This window comes from Rothia sp. HMSC061D12 (genome assembly GCF_001836735.1).
In the GTDB taxonomy this organism is placed as follows: Bacteria; Actinomycetota; Actinomycetes; order Actinomycetales; family Micrococcaceae; genus Rothia.
The window spans coordinates 1,022,416-1,039,223 of the sequence record NZ_KV830305.1; the positions used below are offsets into that span (position 1 = coordinate 1,022,416).

The following is a 16,808-nucleotide window of genomic DNA, read 5'->3' on the forward strand; positions in this document are numbered from 1 at the left end:
ACGAATGTCATTCTTTGACCAACTCGGCACCCTCCTGTCCAAGTACGATGTGGTTGGCGCCTTCATGACCAATATTCAGCTGACCTTCTGGGCGGCTCTTGGCTCGTTCGTTCTCGGTACTGTGCTGGCGCTCATGCGCATCAGCCCCGTCCCGTCCCTGCGCTGGGTGGGCACCGCCTATGTGCATACTGTCCGTAATACTCCGCTCACCATCATGATGACTTTCGCCATTTTGGGTGTGTGGACGCAGTTCCAGCTCTCCTTCTCGCACGATTTCGACACGAACTTCTTCGTGTACGCGGTCATTGCCCTGTCGATTTACCATTCGGCGTTTATCTGCGAGGCGATCCGTTCGGGTGTGAACACCGTGCCGAAGGGTCAGGCTGAGGCGGCACGCGCTATCGGTCTGGGTTTCTTCGACACCGCCCGCCTGGTGATTTTCCCTCAGGCTCTACGCGGCGCCATTACCCCGCTCGGCAATACTCTGATTGCGTTGACGAAGAACAGCACTGTCGCCTCGGTCGCGTCGGTGGCGGAGGCCTCCGGGCTGATGAAATCCATGATTGAGTTCGACGCGAACATGGTGCTTGCTATCTTCATCATGTTTGCGATGGGCTTTGTCATCATTGTTGTTCCCATTGGTGCGTTGACCACCTGGTCATCCCGTAAGCTGGCGGTGAAGCGATGAAAAACCCTTTTATCAGTAATGACACCCGCGCCGCTTCTTCGGTGCTTTTCGACGAGCCGGGTCCTATCGCGCAGCGTCGTATCCGCATCTTCAACATTGCTGCGGTAGTCCTTTTTGCACTATTTGCGGTGTATGTGCTGACCGTGATGGGTCAGAAGGGGCAGCTGGAGGCAGAAAAGTGGACTGACCTGTTCACCGCCCGCGCCTGGAGCTCCTACTACCTGCCGGGCCTTGCCTCGACCCTGTCGGCGGCAGCGGTTTCGGTGGTTACCTCGGTTGCGTTCGGTGTGGTCTTCGGTATTGCTCGACTCTCCCAGTACCGCGTTATCCGCTGGTTCGGCACCGTGGTGGTAGAGTTCTTCCGCGCCGTGCCGGTGCTGATCATGATGATCTTCTTCTGGCTGTTCTTGGGCAAGTACAGCGGCCTTCCGCCGGCTCAGCTGCCCTTCATCGCCGTGGTGATTGGTCTGACCCTGTACAACGGCTCGGTGATTGCTGAGCTACTGCGTTCGGGCGTGAAGCAACTTCCTCGCGGTCAGGGCGAGGCGGGTCTTGCGATTGGTCTGACCCCGACCCAGACGCTGATTCGGATCCTGCTTCCGCAGGCGTTCACCGCGATGATGCCCTCAATGCTCAGCCAGTTCGTTGTGATTCTGAAGGACACCGCCCTCGGTTACATCATCTCCTACCCCGAGCTGCTCGCTTCGGCGCGCCGCATCGGTTCCGGTGACGGCAACGTGCTGCAGACCCTGATTCTGGCGGCGGCACTCTTCGTGACGGTGAACTTCGTGCTGACGGCTGTAGCAACCGGCATTACGGACAGGCTGGCGTCGCGCACCTCCGCAAAGGTGACCCGAAACCTGATTCCGGACGCTCTGGATAACCCGAACCCGCCGACCGTTCAGATGTTCGTTCTGCCCGGCGACCGCAAGTAACCCTTCTCGTTCGGGCTCCTCAGCCAACGATTATCAGCAGATACGGCAAAGCCCCAGCACTCCCCTTTCGGGAGGGTGCGGGGGCTTTCTGCTATGCGGGCTAGTTAGACCCGTCGGGGCTACTTAGCGGCCGATGCCTTCAGACGCTCAGCAGCCTTCGCCACCGCCTCATCAGAAGCGGTCAGGGCAATACGCACGTAGCCTTCGCCGTCCTCGCCGTAGAACACGCCGGGGCCAGCAATAATACCCAGCTCCGCCAGGCGACCAATGGAATCCCAGGTGGGCTCACCGAAAGTGGTCCACAGGTACAGGCCAGCCTCAGAATTCTCAATGCGACCACCGGCGGCGGTAATCGCCTCCTCCAGCACCTCACGGCGGGCACGGTACAGGTCCTTCTGAGCCGCCACGTGCGCCTCATCAGCCAGCGCCACCATCATGGCGGCCTGCACCGGGGCGGGCACAATCATGCCGGCGTGCTTACGGCTATTAATCAGGTTCGGCATCAGCTCGGGGGCGCCGGCAATGAACGCGGCACGGTAACCGGCGAGGTTCGACTGCTTCGACAGCGAGTACACGGCAAACAGGCCGGTGAAGTCGCCGTCACACACGCGAGGATCCAGGATGGACGGCACCGGCTGACCGCCGCGCGCCTCATCCCAGGCACCCCAACCGAGCTCCGCATAGCACTCGTCAGATGCCACCAGGGCACCGATTTCACGCGCCTGCGCCACAACCTCACGCAGCTGCTCCACGGTACGCACCACACCGTTCGGGTTCGCCGGGGAGTTCACCCAAATCAGCTTCACGCGGCTACGGGTATCAGCGTCCAGCTCGTCCAGGCTGTCGGCAGGCACGGACTCGGCGCGGGCAAAGCGGGCACCCATATCGTAGGTGGGGTACGCAACGCGCGGGTACACGACCACATCGCCCGGGCCCAGACCCAGCAGGAACGGCAGCCACGCCACGAGCTCCTTCGAACCGACCGTGGGCATGATCGCCTCCGGACTCAGACCAGTCACACCGCGGCGGCGCGCAAACCACTCGGCAATAGCCTCACGCAGGGCGGGGGTGCCGTGGGTGGTCGGGTAGCCGGGTGCGTCGGAGGCAGCCGCCAGCGCCTCACGAATGTTCTGCGGGGTCGGGTCGACCGGGGTGCCGATGGACAGGTCCACCGGACCGTCCGGGTGGGCGGCCGCGGTTGCGCGGTAGGGGGCGAGCGCCTCCCAGGGGTATTCGGGCAGGTTCAGGCCGTAAGTCATTGTGTCACCTGGTTGCTTGGGAATAGTTTTTGTCATTTTAGTCTAGCGTCCGTGCGCTGGCGTGCCTACAGCAAGAGCCTCCATTCCAGCGCCTAGACGGTGCGTGGGCACCGAGTGCTGTGATGGAGGCTCTTGGCACCCGTTAGCGGGTGCGGTCAGTCTATGCGGTTGTCGCTATTATTCGCCGCAGGGATTACTCGCCACGAGGGGGCAGCGCCGCGATGAAGGGCACATCCTTGCCGGTGGGGCCGAGCTTTGCTGCGCCACCGGGGGAACCCAGGTCGTCGAAGAAGTCTGCGTTGGCGCTGACGTATTCGGTCCACTCTTCGGGGACGTCGTCTTCGTAGTAGATTGCTTCTACGGGGCAGACGGGCTCGCAGGCGCCGCAGTCCACGCACTCATCCGGGTGGATGTACAGGGTGCGTTCGCCTTCGTAGATGCAGTCGACGGGGCATTCTTCAACGCATGCGCGGTCTTTGACATCCACGCAGGGAAGCGCGATTACGTAGGTCATTGGTGTGCCTTTCTAGAAGCTGTTCGCCCCGTGCCCGCCGTTCTGCGGGTCGTCTGCTGCAGGGCAAAATCTACAGAGTAAACCGCCGAGTGGTTGGTACCCGGCGGGGAAGTCTGTGTATAGTCTATCGCGCGCTGACTGTTTAACAGTATTTTCGTGGCGTAGCATACAGCGAACGTTTGGCTTTGCAGGGGTATTTTTTAGGCTAGCCTGCCCTGGTATTTTTTTGCGTTATAGCTAGTCGGTACGCTTTTAAAAATACCTTGAGCAAAAAATGAAATCTTCATCACATTAAATTTTTGATGAAGTCAATACTTTTTCCCACGCATGAAATTCATCGAATAACGCATAAATTTTCTTCCCTATTTTCCGCTATCCGGCGGGTACAGAAGATAGCAGCGGTGCAGCACCAAATCAGCAGGAGGGGCGCCCCGGCTAACCGGAACGCCCCTCCCCCACGTTATAACTGAGCAGTAACCTTCAGACTACTTCTTAGCGCGCGCACGCTGATGCGCCGCACGCGGCGAGAAATACTGCGCGTCCTTCACACGAGCGCGCGTGTACACGAGCATGCCCAGCATCGCCGCAACCGGGGCACCAAACCACCACAGGGCACCGTAGAAGCCAATCGCCGAATGGCCCGGGTTCACCAAAACAAACGGCGAATCGGGGCGACCGTAACCGAGCACGTACACGGTCACGAACACTGCAACAGCCACGACCGCCGCCGCGTAGCCACGACGCAGCGACAGGGCGCACCACAGGGCGGTAAAGAAAACCGTCAGGTACGCCACCAGCAAGCCGAGGGGCAGGGCGGTATCCCCCGCATACACGACCCAAGCGTGGTAAATCGACCCGGCAATACCGGCAAAAATACCCAGAATCGAGCCGGTCAGAATACCCGCAACCAGGCCAGCCTCCTGCGGCTTCGGGTGCACGGTCGCGGTCGGGTCACCGTCGAGCACACGGAAAGTCTCCACGGCAGAAATCTTCTGCGGCACCTTATTCGAGTACTCAAAAGTCTTCTCGTCCACCACCGTAATCTGGGTGCGGTGCGCCTCCATTGCCTTGCGCTTGGCGGTGCCGTCACCATAAATAGCAGCCTGCAGACGCTGATCCGCCGCGTCGAATTCGCCCTCAATACCCCAGGTAAGAATCGGGCGGTCCTCGTCATCTTCAAGGATCTGCAGGGCACGGTGCACGATCTCGTACACGCGCACGTGGTCGGGGTGGCCGTAACCGCCGTCCGAATCGTAGGTGACCAGAACATCCGGGGTGAGGGCGCGGATAGCGGCGACCAGCGCCTGAGCCTGCGGTTCCAGCGGCTGCGCGGTCAACGAATCCTCCGCCGCCACCGGGTTAGCGACGGGCTTACCCTCCGGGCCCCACGCCATGCCGGAGTCACGGTACAGCGGCAGCGCGCCCTCCGCAACGGCGGGTTCCTGCCCCAGGAAGAACTGCTTCTTCACGCCCAGCGCTTTGATAGCGCCGGCAAGCTCACCGGTACGGTACTCGCCCAGCGCCTCACCGTTATCGCGGCAACCGGGCTTACCAACCTCCAGGTGGTGCAGTTCCTCGGGGATGACCTCGCCCAGCTCACCGCGGGTAGCGGTCAGCAGGTACACCTCCGCGCCCTTCTGCGCGTAGTACGCCATGGTTGCGCCGGTTGAGGAGGTCTCATCATCCGGGTGTGCATGCACAAACAGGATGCGCGCCTTCTTCGCATCGTAATTATTCGGCAGCAGGTCACGGCGCGAGCCGGGGGCGATGCGCTCACCCTGCGTGGGGTAGCTGGGGGTCGAAGAATCAGGCTGAGTGTTCTCGGAATCAGACACAGGCTTTCCCTCTCATACGCAGGGTCGGGCTTTTCGGACAGTCAACAGCGCCGTGCGGGGTGGCGGGTAGGTGCCACCGCCTCGGGCGCATTATTTTATCTTACACACTCACCCGCACGGTGCGGGGCGTTCAGGCTTTTCGGAGGCGGTTTTAGGCAGAAAGCAAAAGCACACTCCCTCCCCTACCCCACCGATATTTCCCGAAGACGTTCGAGGGTTAAATAGAACCGCCGCCACCTTCCATACAGAAGGTAGCGGCGGCTCTATGCGACAGTTACAACCACTAGGAAGTAACTTCGGCAGTATTAGTCGTTCGCACGTGCGCGGCGGCGGAACTCGCGGACACGCTCGTTGGAATCCAGGATGACCTTACGGATACGAATCGCCTCGGGGGTCACCTCAACGCACTCGTCTTCACGAGCGAACTCGAGGCACTCTTCCAGGGTCAGCTTCTTCGGCGGGGTCAGGTTTTCGAAGTTGTCCGCGGTCGAAGAACGCATGTTGGTCAGCTTCTTTTCCTTGGTGATGTTAACTTCCATGTCGTCTGCACGGGAGTTCATACCAACGATCATGCCCTCGTACACCTCGGAGGTGGGCTCCACGAAGAAGGTGCCGCGCTCCTGCAGGTTAATCATCGCGTAGGGGGTCACCACGCCGGCACGGTCAGCAATCAGCGAACCGTTGGTGCGGTACTCAATGTCGCCAGCCCAGGGCTCGTGCTCAATCGAGTAGGAGGAAGAAATACCGGCACCGCGGGTCTCAGTCAGGAACTGGGTACGGAAACCAATCAGACCACGTGCGGGAACAGCGAACTCCATGCGGACCCAACCGGTACCGTGGTTCGCCATGTTCTCCATGCGGCCCTTACGTGCAGCCATCAGCTGGGTAACAGCACCCAGGTACTCCTCGGGCACGTCAATGATCATGTGCTCCATGGGCTCGTAGACCTTGCCGTCGATGGTCTTGGTAACCACCTGGGGCTTACCCACGGTCAGCTCGAAGCCCTCACGGCGCATCTGCTCCACGAGGATAGCCAGGGCGAGCTCGCCACGGCCCTGAACTTCCCATGCGTCCGGACGCTGGGTGGGCAGAACCTTGATGGACACGTTACCGATGAGCTCGCGGTCCAGGCGGTCCTTCACCTGACGTGCGGTGACCTTTGCGCCCTTGACGCGGCCAGCCAGCGGGGAGGTGTTAATACCGATGGTCATGGAGATCGCGGGGTCGTCCACCTTGATCAGCGGCAGGGGCTTGGGGTTCTCAGCGTCGGTTAGGGTTTCACCAATGGTGATGTCCTCGATACCTGCCACTGCGACGATTTCGCCGGGACCAGCGGACTCTGCGGGAACGCGCTCGAGAGCCTTGGTGGCCAGCAGCTCGGAGATACGAACGTTCTTAATCTCACCGTCGTGACGTGCCCACGCGACGGTCTGGCCCTTCTTCAGGGTGCCGTTGAAGATACGGACCAGTGCCAGACGACCCAGGAACGGGGAGGAGTCCAGGTTGGTCACGTGTGCCTGCAGAACCTCGTTGGGGTCGTAGGTGGGGGCGGGCACGTGCTCGATGATGGTCTTGAACAGCGGCTCAAGGTCGTCGTTGTCGGGCAGCTGACCGTCTGCGGGCTGGTTCAGGGATGCAGCGCCAGCCTTACCGGATGCGTACACCACCGGAACGTTCAGCACAGCGTCCAGGTCCAGGTCCGGAACCTCGTCCGCCAGGTCGGATGCCAGGCCGAGCAGCAGGTCCATGGACTCGCCAACGACCTCATCAATACGGGAGTCGGGGCGGTCAACCTTGTTGACCACGAGGATCACGGGCAGCTTAGCAGCCAGTGCCTTACGCAGCACGAAGCGGGTCTGGGGCAGCGGGCCTTCGGATGCGTCCACGAGCAGCACAACGCCGTCAACCATGGACAGGCCGCGCTCCACCTCGCCACCGAAGTCGGCGTGGCCGGGGGTGTCAATAACGTTAATGGTGATGGTCTCACCGTTGGCGGAAGGGCCGTTGTAGAACACGGTGGTGTTCTTCGCCAGAATGGTGATGCCCTTTTCCTTTTCGAGGTCGCCGGAGTCCATGACTCGGTCTTCAACATCTGCGTGGGCAGAGAAGGCGTGGGTCTGCTGCAGCATCGCGTCGACGATGGTGGTCTTACCGTGGTCAACGTGTGCCACGATGGCCACATTGCGAAGGTCGGGGCGCGAAGCGGTGTTTTCAGACATGCGTTAAGTTTCTCGCTTAAATCTAGGGGATAGTCTTGCCAGCGGGTGCGCTCTCGAAGGCGCGGGGGTCACGGGGCAGTACCTTAGATAGGTTATCTGGGGGTGTTTGCCGGTTTGAGTGTATGCCAGTGGACCCGCTCTGCGATGAGAACGTTTCCGGGCACGCCAAAACGGACCCCCCTCCGTTGGGCTTAGCTACCAGTGTATCACTAGGGCTTTTCTGCGAGCCACTCATCAAGCATGCGGCGGGCGACAGCATTCGTGCCGGGCAGCTCCAGCTTGGCGGGGTCATCCTCGGCGCTGTTGCCGCGTTCTTCCGAAATGGCAATCGCCTCACGCAGCTCCGCGGCAGTGAACCAACGCGCCGCACGAATCTCACCGTCGTGGTGGATGATGGGTTCGTTCTCATCCACGCGCACCCGGTAGCAGATCATGAGCGAACGCGGGAAAGGCCACACATCACTCATACGGTATTCGGTGCTGAGGGTGTGCAGGCCGGTCTCCTCATAGACCTCGCGGGCGATTGCCTCTTCAAGGTTTTCGCCGGGGTCAACGAAACCGGCGATGAGGGCAAAACGGTTGGGGTGCCACTGGCGGTTATTCGCGAGTAGCACGCGCTCGCCGTCGCGACTGGTCACCAGTGCCATGACGGCGGGTTCAATGCGAGGGAACACCATCTCGCCGGAGGCTGTGCGGCGGATGCCCTTCGAGCCGAGAGGCGCCTCCTCACCGGTGTAGGCGGAGTAGCGCATGTCGATAAGGTAGTCGCGGCGTGCCAGGGCGGTGGCGTAGTGGGCGCGACCTTCCGGGTCGTCGTGGACCGGGTAGTAGCGGAAACCACTGGTGGAGGCGCGCACCCGAGAGTTGTTCAGGTCGGCGGCGACTTGCGCGAGGGTTTCGTCCTCGCAGTAGAGTACGTGTACCTGCGCCCCGTTCTTCTCTGCCTCGCTACCCTTCTCTGCTTCGACGCTGTAGGCGGCGGGGCGAATCACGCTGCGCGCCAGGATAGCGTCCTCGGTCAGCGGCTCGGCGGTATCGCTACCGGTCAGGTAGTGCAGGGTTCCGTCGTCGTTGAGGAGGGTCTCTCCCGCGCGGGAGATGAGCAGGTAGCGCGGGGCGCTGTCAGAAACAGTCTCGGGCGTGTGTTCAGGTGAAGAAGTCATAGGTTTTACTCTACTCCGCTCGTGCTCCTTCGTTGCGCGGCTGTAGCTCACGTTCGCATGACAAAAAGCAAAAACCAGCGTTTCCTTCCCGACCAGCGTTCCTTTCCCGACCCACGTTCCAGAAAGACCTCAGGGCACAGCAAAGCCCCCTCCCACACACGGTGGAAGGGGGCACTGCACTCTTCACAATCTTATCAGGTGCGTTACTTTGCGGTGGTTCCCTTCGGGTCCCAACCAGCAGCAAGGGCACGCTCGTAGATAATATCGGTCAGGGTTGCCTCGTAGACATTCGTCAGGTGGTTCGAGTCGGCGTACATGTACACGTTGCCCTGCAGGACCGAGCACTTGCCGTCGGGGCAATACACATCCTTCAGATCGATCTGGTAGGCACCGCGGTCAGCGTACTTGGCGAAAATCGGGGCGGCAGGGTCCTCACCGTACTTTGCTTCGATGGGCTCTGCACAGTCATCGATGTTCTTCGCCTTCATTGCGCACATGTACATGTCGGAGGCAAAACGCGGGTTATCGCGAATGCCAATGACCTGAATACCTGCGTCAGTAAGCTTGCGCAAGGTCTCGTCCAGACCGGGGTCTACGGTTTCGCCCTCAGCAGTTGTTGCGGTGGTGGTCGAAATAATAAACACGGTGGTCGGCTTGGCCGCCAGAATTTCAGCGGTCGCGTTCTCAGTGAACGGGATGCAACGCTTCATGAACCCATTCACCGTATTCTCAGGCTGGGTGAAAGGATACGGGCAACCGGTTAGCAGCAGGTTGAGCTGGTTAGCGCCCGCCTGCTTAGAAATACCTTTCAGAGCCTCAGTCTTCTGCAGAGCGTGGGAGCTACCCACGACCGCAAAGAGAGGCGCATCGTCGGAGGCGTTCTTCGTGTAGCCGCAACTGATATCCAGCTGTTCATGAGTCAGAGCATAGGAACCCTTACAACCGGTATCCCAGGGGACGAATAGACTAGCAATAGTAGCGTTCTTCGGGATGGGGTCAGCTTCAACGAGCTCCTTATCGGGCGAGAGTGCACGGGCACCGGGGTAGGTGTCCTTATCGTCCTGGATACTGCTCATCGCGTTGCTGATAACCTGTGCGTCACGCTGCTCAGCCAGTGCGCGGGTACCGAGCACTGTCGGTGCGACCAGGGCAAGAATTGCCGCAACGAATGCGATGTTGCCAGCCCACGCTGCGTAGGAGGTGACCGGGCGCTTGAACTTCAGTTTGGAGGCGAGCGCCGGCAGGAAGTTGTCGAATGCCGAGCGCAGGGGCTTCTCCACGAAGCGGTTCAGAACCCACGCCAGGCCAATCGATGCGGCAATCAGTACGGTGCCTTCGAGGAAGGAGACGCGCGGCTTACCCGCGGCGGCGCTGTAGAGCACAAGCATGGGCCAGTGCACCAGGTACAGGGCGTAGGAAATATTGCCCAGGTTCAGCAGCGGCTTGGAGGTCAGCAGACGGTCAATCGCGAACTTATGATCGGTGCGGCCGGCAATAATGACCAGTGCACCGGAGAGAATCGGCCACAGGGCGAGGAAGCCGGGGAACGCCTTCTCAACAGGCAGCACGGCGCCGCAGGTAATCAGACCGATGGTACCAATCCAGCCCATGACCACGCGGGTGCCCACGTGTGCGGGCTTCCACTTGAGGGTCATGATGGCGAGCAGGGTACCGACCGCGAACTCCCAGAGGCGGGTGCGGGTATCGAAGTAGGCGTAGGCGGCGAAGTTCTTGGTCTCCCACACGGAGAACGCGAAGGATGCGCAGAAGACCAGGCCGAAGACCAGCACGGCGGCGGGTACCGGCTTGATACGAGCCTTCTTCACCAGCAGAGCGGTGATTGCGAAGAGCACCGGCCACAGCAGGAAAATCTGACCCTGAATCGACAGGGACCAGAAGTGCAGGAAGGGCGTCTTGCCGCCGGTGTCGGAGGCAAAGTAGTTCACCGCGTTGTTCGCCAGGTTCCAATTCTGCCAGTAGAACAGGGATGCCTGCGCGTCCACGGCACGTGCGCTCCAGACGGTCGGTGAGAGTACCAGGAAGCTTCCGGCGAGGGTCAGCAGAATCACGACCGACGCTGCGGGCAGCAGACGGGTGAACACGTGCGTCCAGTAGTTCAGGAGTTTGAGGGGCTTACCCTCATTGATCTTCCGCATGAAGGAGAGCGAGAGCAGGAAAGCGGAGATGAACAGGAAGACGTCCACACCGCCGGAGACCTTGCCCACCCACACGTGGTAGATCACGACGAGCAGCACAGCGAATGCGCGTAGACCCTGGATTTCGGGGCGGAAGCCGCGGGTTTCCAGGAAAGACTCGTAGGGAGGATTCGTATTGTTTTTAGGCACACGAATCCCCTGGAAGAGGTTAAAAGCCATGTTTAGTTGTCCTGAGTGTTGTGTGCTTGAGAGATTGGTATGAGTCTTCAGCCCCAAAGGTCGTACCGGGCGGAAGAATCTCATAGGGATGTCTGGGCGCGGGGTGAGGTGGCAGTCCTCGAGGTGTTTCTGCACTCCAGACAGTATTCCGACTAGTCTAACGTTTTTTAAAGCTGAACTTCAAGGTTTGCGGGATTTATCCTATTCCCTGTGCGATTCATTCACTCTCTCGAGGGATGCACGCCCGACAAGGCACGTTACCCTCTTCGTTTTCTTCGATTTACCCGCCCCGATTCTGCGCTGCGCACAGCAGTGCCGGGTTTCGATTTTTTCGCCGTATCGTTCCATATCACCCCAGAAAGAGGTGACATAGGCACCCGAAAATAAGAGAATGGAAACATGACTACTTCTATTGACCCCACGACCACCTCCGCGTGGTCCGCTCTGTCCGCTCATCACAAATCCCTCACCCCGAACCTGCGCGAATGGTTTGCCGCTGACCCGGAACGCGCGCAGAAGCTCAGCTTCACCGCCGACGAACTGCACGTCGACCTTTCCAAGAACCTGATTACCTCCGAAACCGTCGAGCTGCTGCTCAAGCTCGCTGAAGAGGTCAAGCTGGAACAGGCTCGCGAGGCAATGTTCTCCGGCGAGCACATTAACGTCACCGAGGACCGCGCCGTACTGCACACCGCGCTGCGCCGCTCCGAGGGCTACACCCCCGCGCTGACCGTTGACGGCCAGGACGTAGACGCAGACGTTCACGCCGTGCTGAAGAAGATCTACGCATTCGCTGAGCGCGTGCGCAACGGCGAGTGGACCGGCATCACCGGCAAGCGCATCGAGACCGTTGTGAACATCGGTATCGGTGGCTCCGACCTGGGCCCGGTCATGGTGTACGAGGCTCTCAAGCCCTACGCAGATGCAGGCATCACCGCGCGCTTCATCTCCAACATTGACCCGACCGATGTGGCTGAGAAGGTCTCCGGCCTGGATCCCGAGACCACCCTGTTCATCGTCGCATCCAAGACTTTCGGCACCCTGGAGACCCTGACCAACGCACGCGTGGCACGCGAGTGGCTGCTTTCCGCACTGGCTGAGGCTGGCGCCCTGGAAGGTAAGGAAGCATCCGAGGCAGTGGCTAAGCACTTCGTGGCTGTCTCCACCGCACTGGACAAGGTTGCAGCATTCGGCATTGACCCCGAGAACGCTTTCGGCTTCTGGGACTGGGTTGGCGGCCGCTACTCCGTAGACTCCGCTATCGGCACCTCCCTGGCTATCGTGTTCGGCCCGAAGGTTTTCGCTGAATTCCTCGCCGGCTTCCACGCAATGGATGAGCACTTCCGCACCGCTCCCCTGGCTCAGAACGTGCCCGTTCTGATGGGTCTGCTGAACATCTGGAACGTGAACTTCCTCGGCGCAGAGACCCACGCGGTTCTGCCCTACGACCAGTATCTGCACCGCTTCCCCGCATACCTGCAGCAGCTGACCATGGAGTCCAACGGCAAGTCCGTTCGCGCGGACGGCTCCTTCGTCACCTACGACACCGGTGAGGTCTTCTGGGGTGAGCCCGGCACCAACGGCCAGCACGCTTTCTACCAGCTGATCCACCAGGGTACCCGCCTGATTCCCGCGGACTTCCTGGCATTCGCTAACCCGGTCCACCCGACCAAGGACGGCGAGCAGGACGTTCACGAGCTGTTCCTGGCTAACTTCTTCGCACAGTCTCAGGCTCTCGCTTTCGGTAAGACCGAGGAAGAGGTTCGCGCAGAGGGCACCGCAGAGCACGTGGTCAACGCACGTATCTTCAGCGGTAACCGCCCCTCCACCTCCATCATGGCGCCGCGCCTGACCCCGCGCGTTCTGGGCTCCCTGATTGCCCTGTACGAGCACATCACCTTCGTTCAGGGTGTTGTTTGGGGTATTGACTCCTTCGACCAGTGGGGTGTTGAGCTCGGTAAGAAGCTGGCTCTGGATTTGGTTCCCGCTATTGAGGGTGACCGCGAGGTTCTGGAGCGCCAGGATTCTTCGACCGCTTCGCTGATTGACTACTACCTGAAGAACCGCACCAAGTAGTAGTTCAGACCTACGCCCGTGGGTTTTATAGCCTGCAGGTGTAGGATGCACAAACCGCCGGATAGGCTCCCGTTTGGGAGGCTATCCGGCGGTTTCGTTGTATCTTCCAAAGTTCTGGCTGACCCCGTGCTGCTAGTCCACGGCGGGCAGGGTGTCCGAGGCGACCTCCGCAATAATGCGCACCACGGTGGATTCGGGCAGCTGCGGGATGCCCCGCTCATCACGCACCACGCCACCGGCCTCACGGTGAGCAGTCATGCCGGTGTCTTCGGTGGTCTCTTCACCGTCAGCACGGGTTGCGGGCACATGCACGAACCCGGCGGGGATGCTCAGCCCCAGTTCACGGCTGATGCGCTGGCCCTCATAGAACACGTGGTTGCACACGTAGGTTCCGGCGGTGTACGAAATCTCGACCGGCTCCCCCGCCACACGCAGACGCTCGTAGCTGGCGCGCACCGGCAGGGAGGAGAAGTACGCCTCCTGACCACCCGGAGCGATCGGCTCATCGCAGCGCTGGTCGCCATCGTTATCCTCAATGCCCGCGGAATCCAGGTTGATAGCGACCTGTTCGAGGCTAACCACGTCACGACCGACCGCCACACCCAGGCTGATGAGCGCGTCGGGCTGCACCTCCTGCAGGGCGGCACGCAGGGCGGTGCTGGATCCGTCGTAGCTGACGGGCAGCTCGCGGGTGATGACGTTCAGGTCCGGGCGTATCCGGGTCAGCAGACGCTGGGCACCCTCAGCGAGCGCCACGGTGGGGTTCACGGGCAAACCGGGGAACGGGCCGAAGAAGGTCAGCAGCAGGGTGCGTGCCTGGTTGGGGGTGGTTGCCATAGTCAATCTCGTTTTCTGCGGTGGTTTTATTCAGTAGCGTTCTTTGCTGCGGCGCGGCGTTCCAGGTCCTTAGCAAGCGCCTCCAGCAGCTCCTCGGGGGTGGTCGCGATAATGAGCTCGTCCAGGTAGCGTTCGTTGAGCAGACCGGTGGACGCCATGTAGTGCATCGCGTCGATGAGCTTGTCCCAGTAGCCGTTGACGTTCAGCAGGGCGACCGGCTTGGAGTGAATGTCGAGGAACTGCCAGCTGAAAACTTCAAAGAATTCTTCGAGGGTGCCGGGACCGCCGGGCATTGCGACGAACGCGTCAGCCTTCTCGATCATGGCGATTTTACGCTGGTGCATGGTGTCCACGATGTCGAGGGTGGTCTGGCCGGGGTACACGCCCTCCAGTCCGACGAGCTTGTGGGTGACCACGCCGTAAACCACGCCGCCGGCGTCCAGGGTTGCGCCCGCGACGGTGCCCATCAGGCCGGTGCGGCCGCCTCCGTACACCACGCCAATATTGTTCTGGGCGCAGAGAGTGCCGAGCTCCTGGGCGCGGGTGGTGAAGAGCGGGTCGTTGCCGGAGCGTGCACCGCAGTAGACGGCGAGGTTGTAGTCAGTCTTCTTCATGGTTCTCCTTGAGGGGTGGGCGAGGGTACCGTACGCGTCGCTGCGTGGCGGCTTCGCCTCGCGGTGTTCTGTGTTGAGGGTACCGGATGTACCTGTGTACCTCATGTGTGCCGCCCGCCAGGTCAGGGGCGCGCATTGGGCGAGGCGGTTAGGGTAGCGGGGTGCGTGCCAGCAGCGGGAAGATCTGCTCGGTGTTGAGAGGTGCCTGCGCGGCGCTATCGGAGGGGCTGCTCATGGCGGGGTTGACCCAGCGCAGCTCAGCGATTTCAGCGTGCGGCACCAGCGTAGCCAGCTGCTCGTGCTGCTCGGGTGTGGGTGCGTATTCGTAGGTTTCGGCGCGCACCGTAAAGCCTGCCTCGTTGAGCGCGGCGGCTTCGAGGAGTCCGAGGTGGTGCATCCGGTCGGGGTCGGGGGTGAGCCCGATTTCTTCGCTCACTTCGCGGCAGGCAGTCTGCAGCGGGGTCTCCCCCGGTTCGGGTTTGCCGCCGGGCATCATGAACCCGTCGCTACCCTGCTTGCGCACGGTGAGTACGAGCCCGTCCCGGTTGCGGATTGCCACGGCGCACACGTTAACGACGCGGTAGGCGCTATCGATGGCGCTGTGTTCAGTAACGTTGCGCTCGGCGGGCTCAGCTGTCTGGGCGGTGTGGGCTGCTTCTACTCGGTTCTGCGGGTTCTTCTGCATGCTTTCCACCCTAACATTTCCGTATCCTCCACCCGGCGCTGTACGTGTTTGTCTTATTCATCCGCCCTATTGTGCGCCCTGCAGGCATTGGTTTTACGTAATATTTCGGCGAGTTATCTTATGTCCGGTTCATGCGTTTAGGTGCGTGTTACGGTGTAATTAACCGCGATGTCGCGGTACCGTATACGCACTCGACTTGGCGCGATACAGGAAGAGTGCGAATCACTCAATCACTCATGTAGAAGGAACTTCGTGATGGCTAACTCTTCTCCTGCCCGCCGCTACGGTAGCGCCGGTGCTTCTGTTCTTCTTGCCGCCTCCTTGAGCCTGGGCGCTCTGCCTTCTGTTGCGGCAGCGAATACCCCGAATCCGGATAACCCGCCGGTTATTACGGTCTACAACTACAAAGTTGAGACCAATACTCGTGAGTTGAAGACCGCCCTGCGTCTGAACAAGATTACGTTCAAGGCGTCGAAACTGCCCGCGAAAACTACCGCTTTCGCCCCGGCATTGCACGAGGCAAACCATAGGGGTTTCCCGTTTCTGAACCCGATTCAGACGGTGCGCGTTGAGGGCCCGTTCAAGGACGGCACGGCGACTGCGACCCATTACGTTCCCGGTAGCCTGATTGACCCGGCGAAGAACTACAGCTTCGTCGCTAATATCATCGTTGATGGTTACGGGGGCGGTCAGGTTCTGCGCATGGACGTTGTGAAGGATAGCGCCGCACCGGTTCTGCACGTGGATTCGCCGCGTTTGAACACCAAGGGTGAGACCGTGTTGAAGGTCCGCGGTACCGGCTACACCGGTGAGGCTACCCCGCACGGTGTGCGCGTGGTGGTGTCTGATACGAATGTGTGGGTTCCCGGTCGTTTTCCTCAGCAGGGTATGCGTTTCGTGGCTGAGGTGACGGTGCCTGCTTCGCAGATTCACAACGGTGTCTTTGAGACGGAGGTGAAGGTTCCGGCGGATGTTGCGGCGACACTGAATACCTCTCACAAGTACATTGCGGGCACCATGGCGGCTGGCGTTGAGGGTGCTGAGTACGGCTCGTTTGATGCTCAGAAGCCTCTTGAGCTTTTCGCACAGGAGCCCGTGGTTTCTGCGGTTCCGACCTATGCTCCGACGGTGGCTCCTCTGCCGGAGGCAACCGTGGGCGTGAACCCGACCGACGCACCCACCGTAGCACCCCTGCCCGAGGCAACTATCGGTGTAAACCCCACCGATGCACCCACCGTAGCTCCCCTGCCCGAGGCAACCGTTGGTGTGAACCCGACCGACGCACCCACCGTGGCACCCCTGCCGGAAGCAACCATTGGTGTAAATCCCACTGACGCACCGACCGTGGCTCCCCTGCCCGAGGCAACCGTTGGCGTAAACCCGACCGACGCACCGACCGTTCCTGCACTGCCGGAAGCAACCATCGGTGTAAACCCGACCGACGCACCCACTGTCCCCGCACTGCCGGAAGCCACCGTTGGCGTTAACCCGACCGACGCCCCGACGGTTCCCGCTCTGCCGGAAGCAACAGTCGGCGTGAACCCCACTGACGCACCGACGGTTCCCGCTCTGCCGGAAGCAACCGTGGGCGTGAACCCGACCGACGCA

Annotated in this window: 13 protein-coding genes; 4 read left to right on the forward strand and 9 right to left on the reverse strand. The window is 60.9% G+C overall.

The window, feature by feature from the left end:
- Positions 1-4: 4 nt before the first annotated feature.
- Complete coding sequence (locus HMPREF2682_RS03935; RefSeq protein WP_049327621.1) at positions 5-688, forward strand: amino acid ABC transporter permease; 684 nt, start codon at positions 5-7, stop codon at positions 686-688.
- Complete coding sequence (locus HMPREF2682_RS03940; protein WP_005508486.1) at positions 685-1,623, forward strand: amino acid ABC transporter permease; 939 nt, start codon at positions 685-687, stop codon at positions 1,621-1,623. Before HMPREF2682_RS03935 ends, HMPREF2682_RS03940 begins: the two co-directional genes overlap by 4 nt.
- Before the next feature lie 119 nt (positions 1,624-1,742).
- Here the strand turns inward: HMPREF2682_RS03940 and dapC are convergent, their stop codons facing one another.
- The 6 genes from dapC to HMPREF2682_RS03970 all read right to left on the reverse strand — a co-directional run bounded on the left by dapC (position 1,743) and on the right by HMPREF2682_RS03970 (position 10,988).
- A complete protein-coding gene (dapC, locus tag HMPREF2682_RS03945) occupies positions 1,743-2,882 on the reverse strand; it encodes a succinyldiaminopimelate transaminase (RefSeq protein WP_049347067.1) in 1,140 nt (379 codons plus the stop codon).
- Between the two features lie 193 nt (positions 2,883-3,075).
- Positions 3,076-3,396: a ferredoxin gene (gene fdxA, locus HMPREF2682_RS03950; RefSeq protein WP_049354209.1), complete on the reverse strand. Its 321-nt coding sequence runs from the start codon at positions 3,394-3,396 to the stop codon at positions 3,076-3,078.
- 485 nt (positions 3,397-3,881) lie between these two features.
- The gene (locus HMPREF2682_RS03955) at positions 3,882-5,231 is read right to left on the reverse strand and encodes a PIG-L family deacetylase (RefSeq protein ID WP_070831633.1); all 1,350 of its coding nucleotides are present in this window, start codon (positions 5,229-5,231) and stop codon (positions 3,882-3,884) included.
- A 305-nt stretch (positions 5,232-5,536) separates the two neighbouring features.
- A complete protein-coding gene (typA, locus tag HMPREF2682_RS03960; RefSeq protein ID WP_049347061.1) occupies positions 5,537-7,450 on the reverse strand; it encodes a translational GTPase TypA in 1,914 nt (637 codons plus the stop codon).
- A gap of 209 nt (positions 7,451-7,659) precedes the next feature.
- Positions 7,660-8,613 (reverse strand): NAD(+) diphosphatase, encoded by a 954-nt coding sequence (locus tag HMPREF2682_RS03965; RefSeq protein WP_070831636.1) that lies wholly within the window; start codon positions 8,611-8,613, stop codon positions 7,660-7,662.
- A 203-nt stretch (positions 8,614-8,816) separates the two neighbouring features.
- Positions 8,817-10,988, reverse strand: a complete 2,172-nt coding sequence (locus HMPREF2682_RS03970; protein WP_070831639.1) for an acyltransferase family protein — start codon at positions 10,986-10,988, stop codon at positions 8,817-8,819.
- A gap of 399 nt (positions 10,989-11,387) precedes the next feature.
- Here HMPREF2682_RS03970 and pgi point away from each other — a divergent pair, with 399 nt between their 5' ends.
- A complete protein-coding gene (gene pgi, locus HMPREF2682_RS03975; protein WP_070687870.1) occupies positions 11,388-13,064 on the forward strand; it encodes a glucose-6-phosphate isomerase in 1,677 nt (558 codons plus the stop codon).
- A 132-nt stretch (positions 13,065-13,196) separates the two neighbouring features.
- On the opposite strand, the gene HMPREF2682_RS03980 is transcribed toward pgi, so the two are convergent.
- The 3 genes from HMPREF2682_RS03980 to HMPREF2682_RS03990 all read right to left on the reverse strand — a co-directional run bounded on the left by HMPREF2682_RS03980 (position 13,197) and on the right by HMPREF2682_RS03990 (position 15,200).
- Complete coding sequence (locus HMPREF2682_RS03980) at positions 13,197-13,901, reverse strand: pyroglutamyl-peptidase I (protein WP_070642850.1); 705 nt, start codon at positions 13,899-13,901, stop codon at positions 13,197-13,199.
- Positions 13,902-13,927: 26 nt separating this feature from the next.
- Positions 13,928-14,515: an LOG family protein gene (locus tag HMPREF2682_RS03985; protein WP_070831640.1), complete on the reverse strand. Its 588-nt coding sequence runs from the start codon at positions 14,513-14,515 to the stop codon at positions 13,928-13,930.
- 148 nt (positions 14,516-14,663) lie between these two features.
- Positions 14,664-15,200 (reverse strand): NUDIX hydrolase, encoded by a 537-nt coding sequence (locus tag HMPREF2682_RS03990; RefSeq protein ID WP_210400853.1) that lies wholly within the window; start codon positions 15,198-15,200, stop codon positions 14,664-14,666.
- Between the two features lie 255 nt (positions 15,201-15,455).
- On the opposite strand from HMPREF2682_RS03990, the gene HMPREF2682_RS03995 reads away from it, so the two are divergent.
- Positions 15,456-16,808, forward strand: a 1,353-nt coding sequence (locus HMPREF2682_RS03995; protein ID WP_246827246.1) for a hypothetical protein, incomplete at its 3' end; no start/stop codon positions are given.

What these genes read in the sequence shown, in the direction of transcription:
- dapC (WP_049347067.1), bottom strand. Translation starts at nt 2,882, where the DNA reads ATGACTTACGGCCTGAACCTGCCCGAATACCCCTGGGAGGCGCTCGCC.
- HMPREF2682_RS03935 (WP_049327621.1), top strand. Translation starts at nt 5, where the DNA reads ATGTCATTCTTTGACCAACTCGGCACCCTCCTGTCCAAGTACGATGTG.
- HMPREF2682_RS03985 (WP_070831640.1), bottom strand. Translation starts at nt 14,515, where the DNA reads ATGAAGAAGACTGACTACAACCTCGCCGTCTACTGCGGTGCACGCTCC.
- HMPREF2682_RS03970 (WP_070831639.1), bottom strand. Translation starts at nt 10,988, where the DNA reads ATGGCTTTTAACCTCTTCCAGGGGATTCGTGTGCCTAAAAACAATACG.
- HMPREF2682_RS03940 (WP_005508486.1), top strand. Translation starts at nt 685, where the DNA reads ATGAAAAACCCTTTTATCAGTAATGACACCCGCGCCGCTTCTTCGGTG.
- fdxA (WP_049354209.1), bottom strand. Translation starts at nt 3,396, where the DNA reads ATGACCTACGTAATCGCGCTTCCCTGCGTGGATGTCAAAGACCGCGCA.
- typA (WP_049347061.1), bottom strand. Translation starts at nt 7,450, where the DNA reads ATGTCTGAAAACACCGCTTCGCGCCCCGACCTTCGCAATGTGGCCATC.
- HMPREF2682_RS03965 (WP_070831636.1), bottom strand. Translation starts at nt 8,613, where the DNA reads ATGACTTCTTCACCTGAACACACGCCCGAGACTGTTTCTGACAGCGCC.
- pgi (WP_070687870.1), top strand. Translation starts at nt 11,388, where the DNA reads ATGACTACTTCTATTGACCCCACGACCACCTCCGCGTGGTCCGCTCTG.
- HMPREF2682_RS03980 (WP_070642850.1), bottom strand. Translation starts at nt 13,901, where the DNA reads ATGGCAACCACCCCCAACCAGGCACGCACCCTGCTGCTGACCTTCTTC.
- HMPREF2682_RS03990 (WP_210400853.1), bottom strand. Translation starts at nt 15,200, where the DNA reads ATGCAGAAGAACCCGCAGAACCGAGTAGAAGCAGCCCACACCGCCCAG.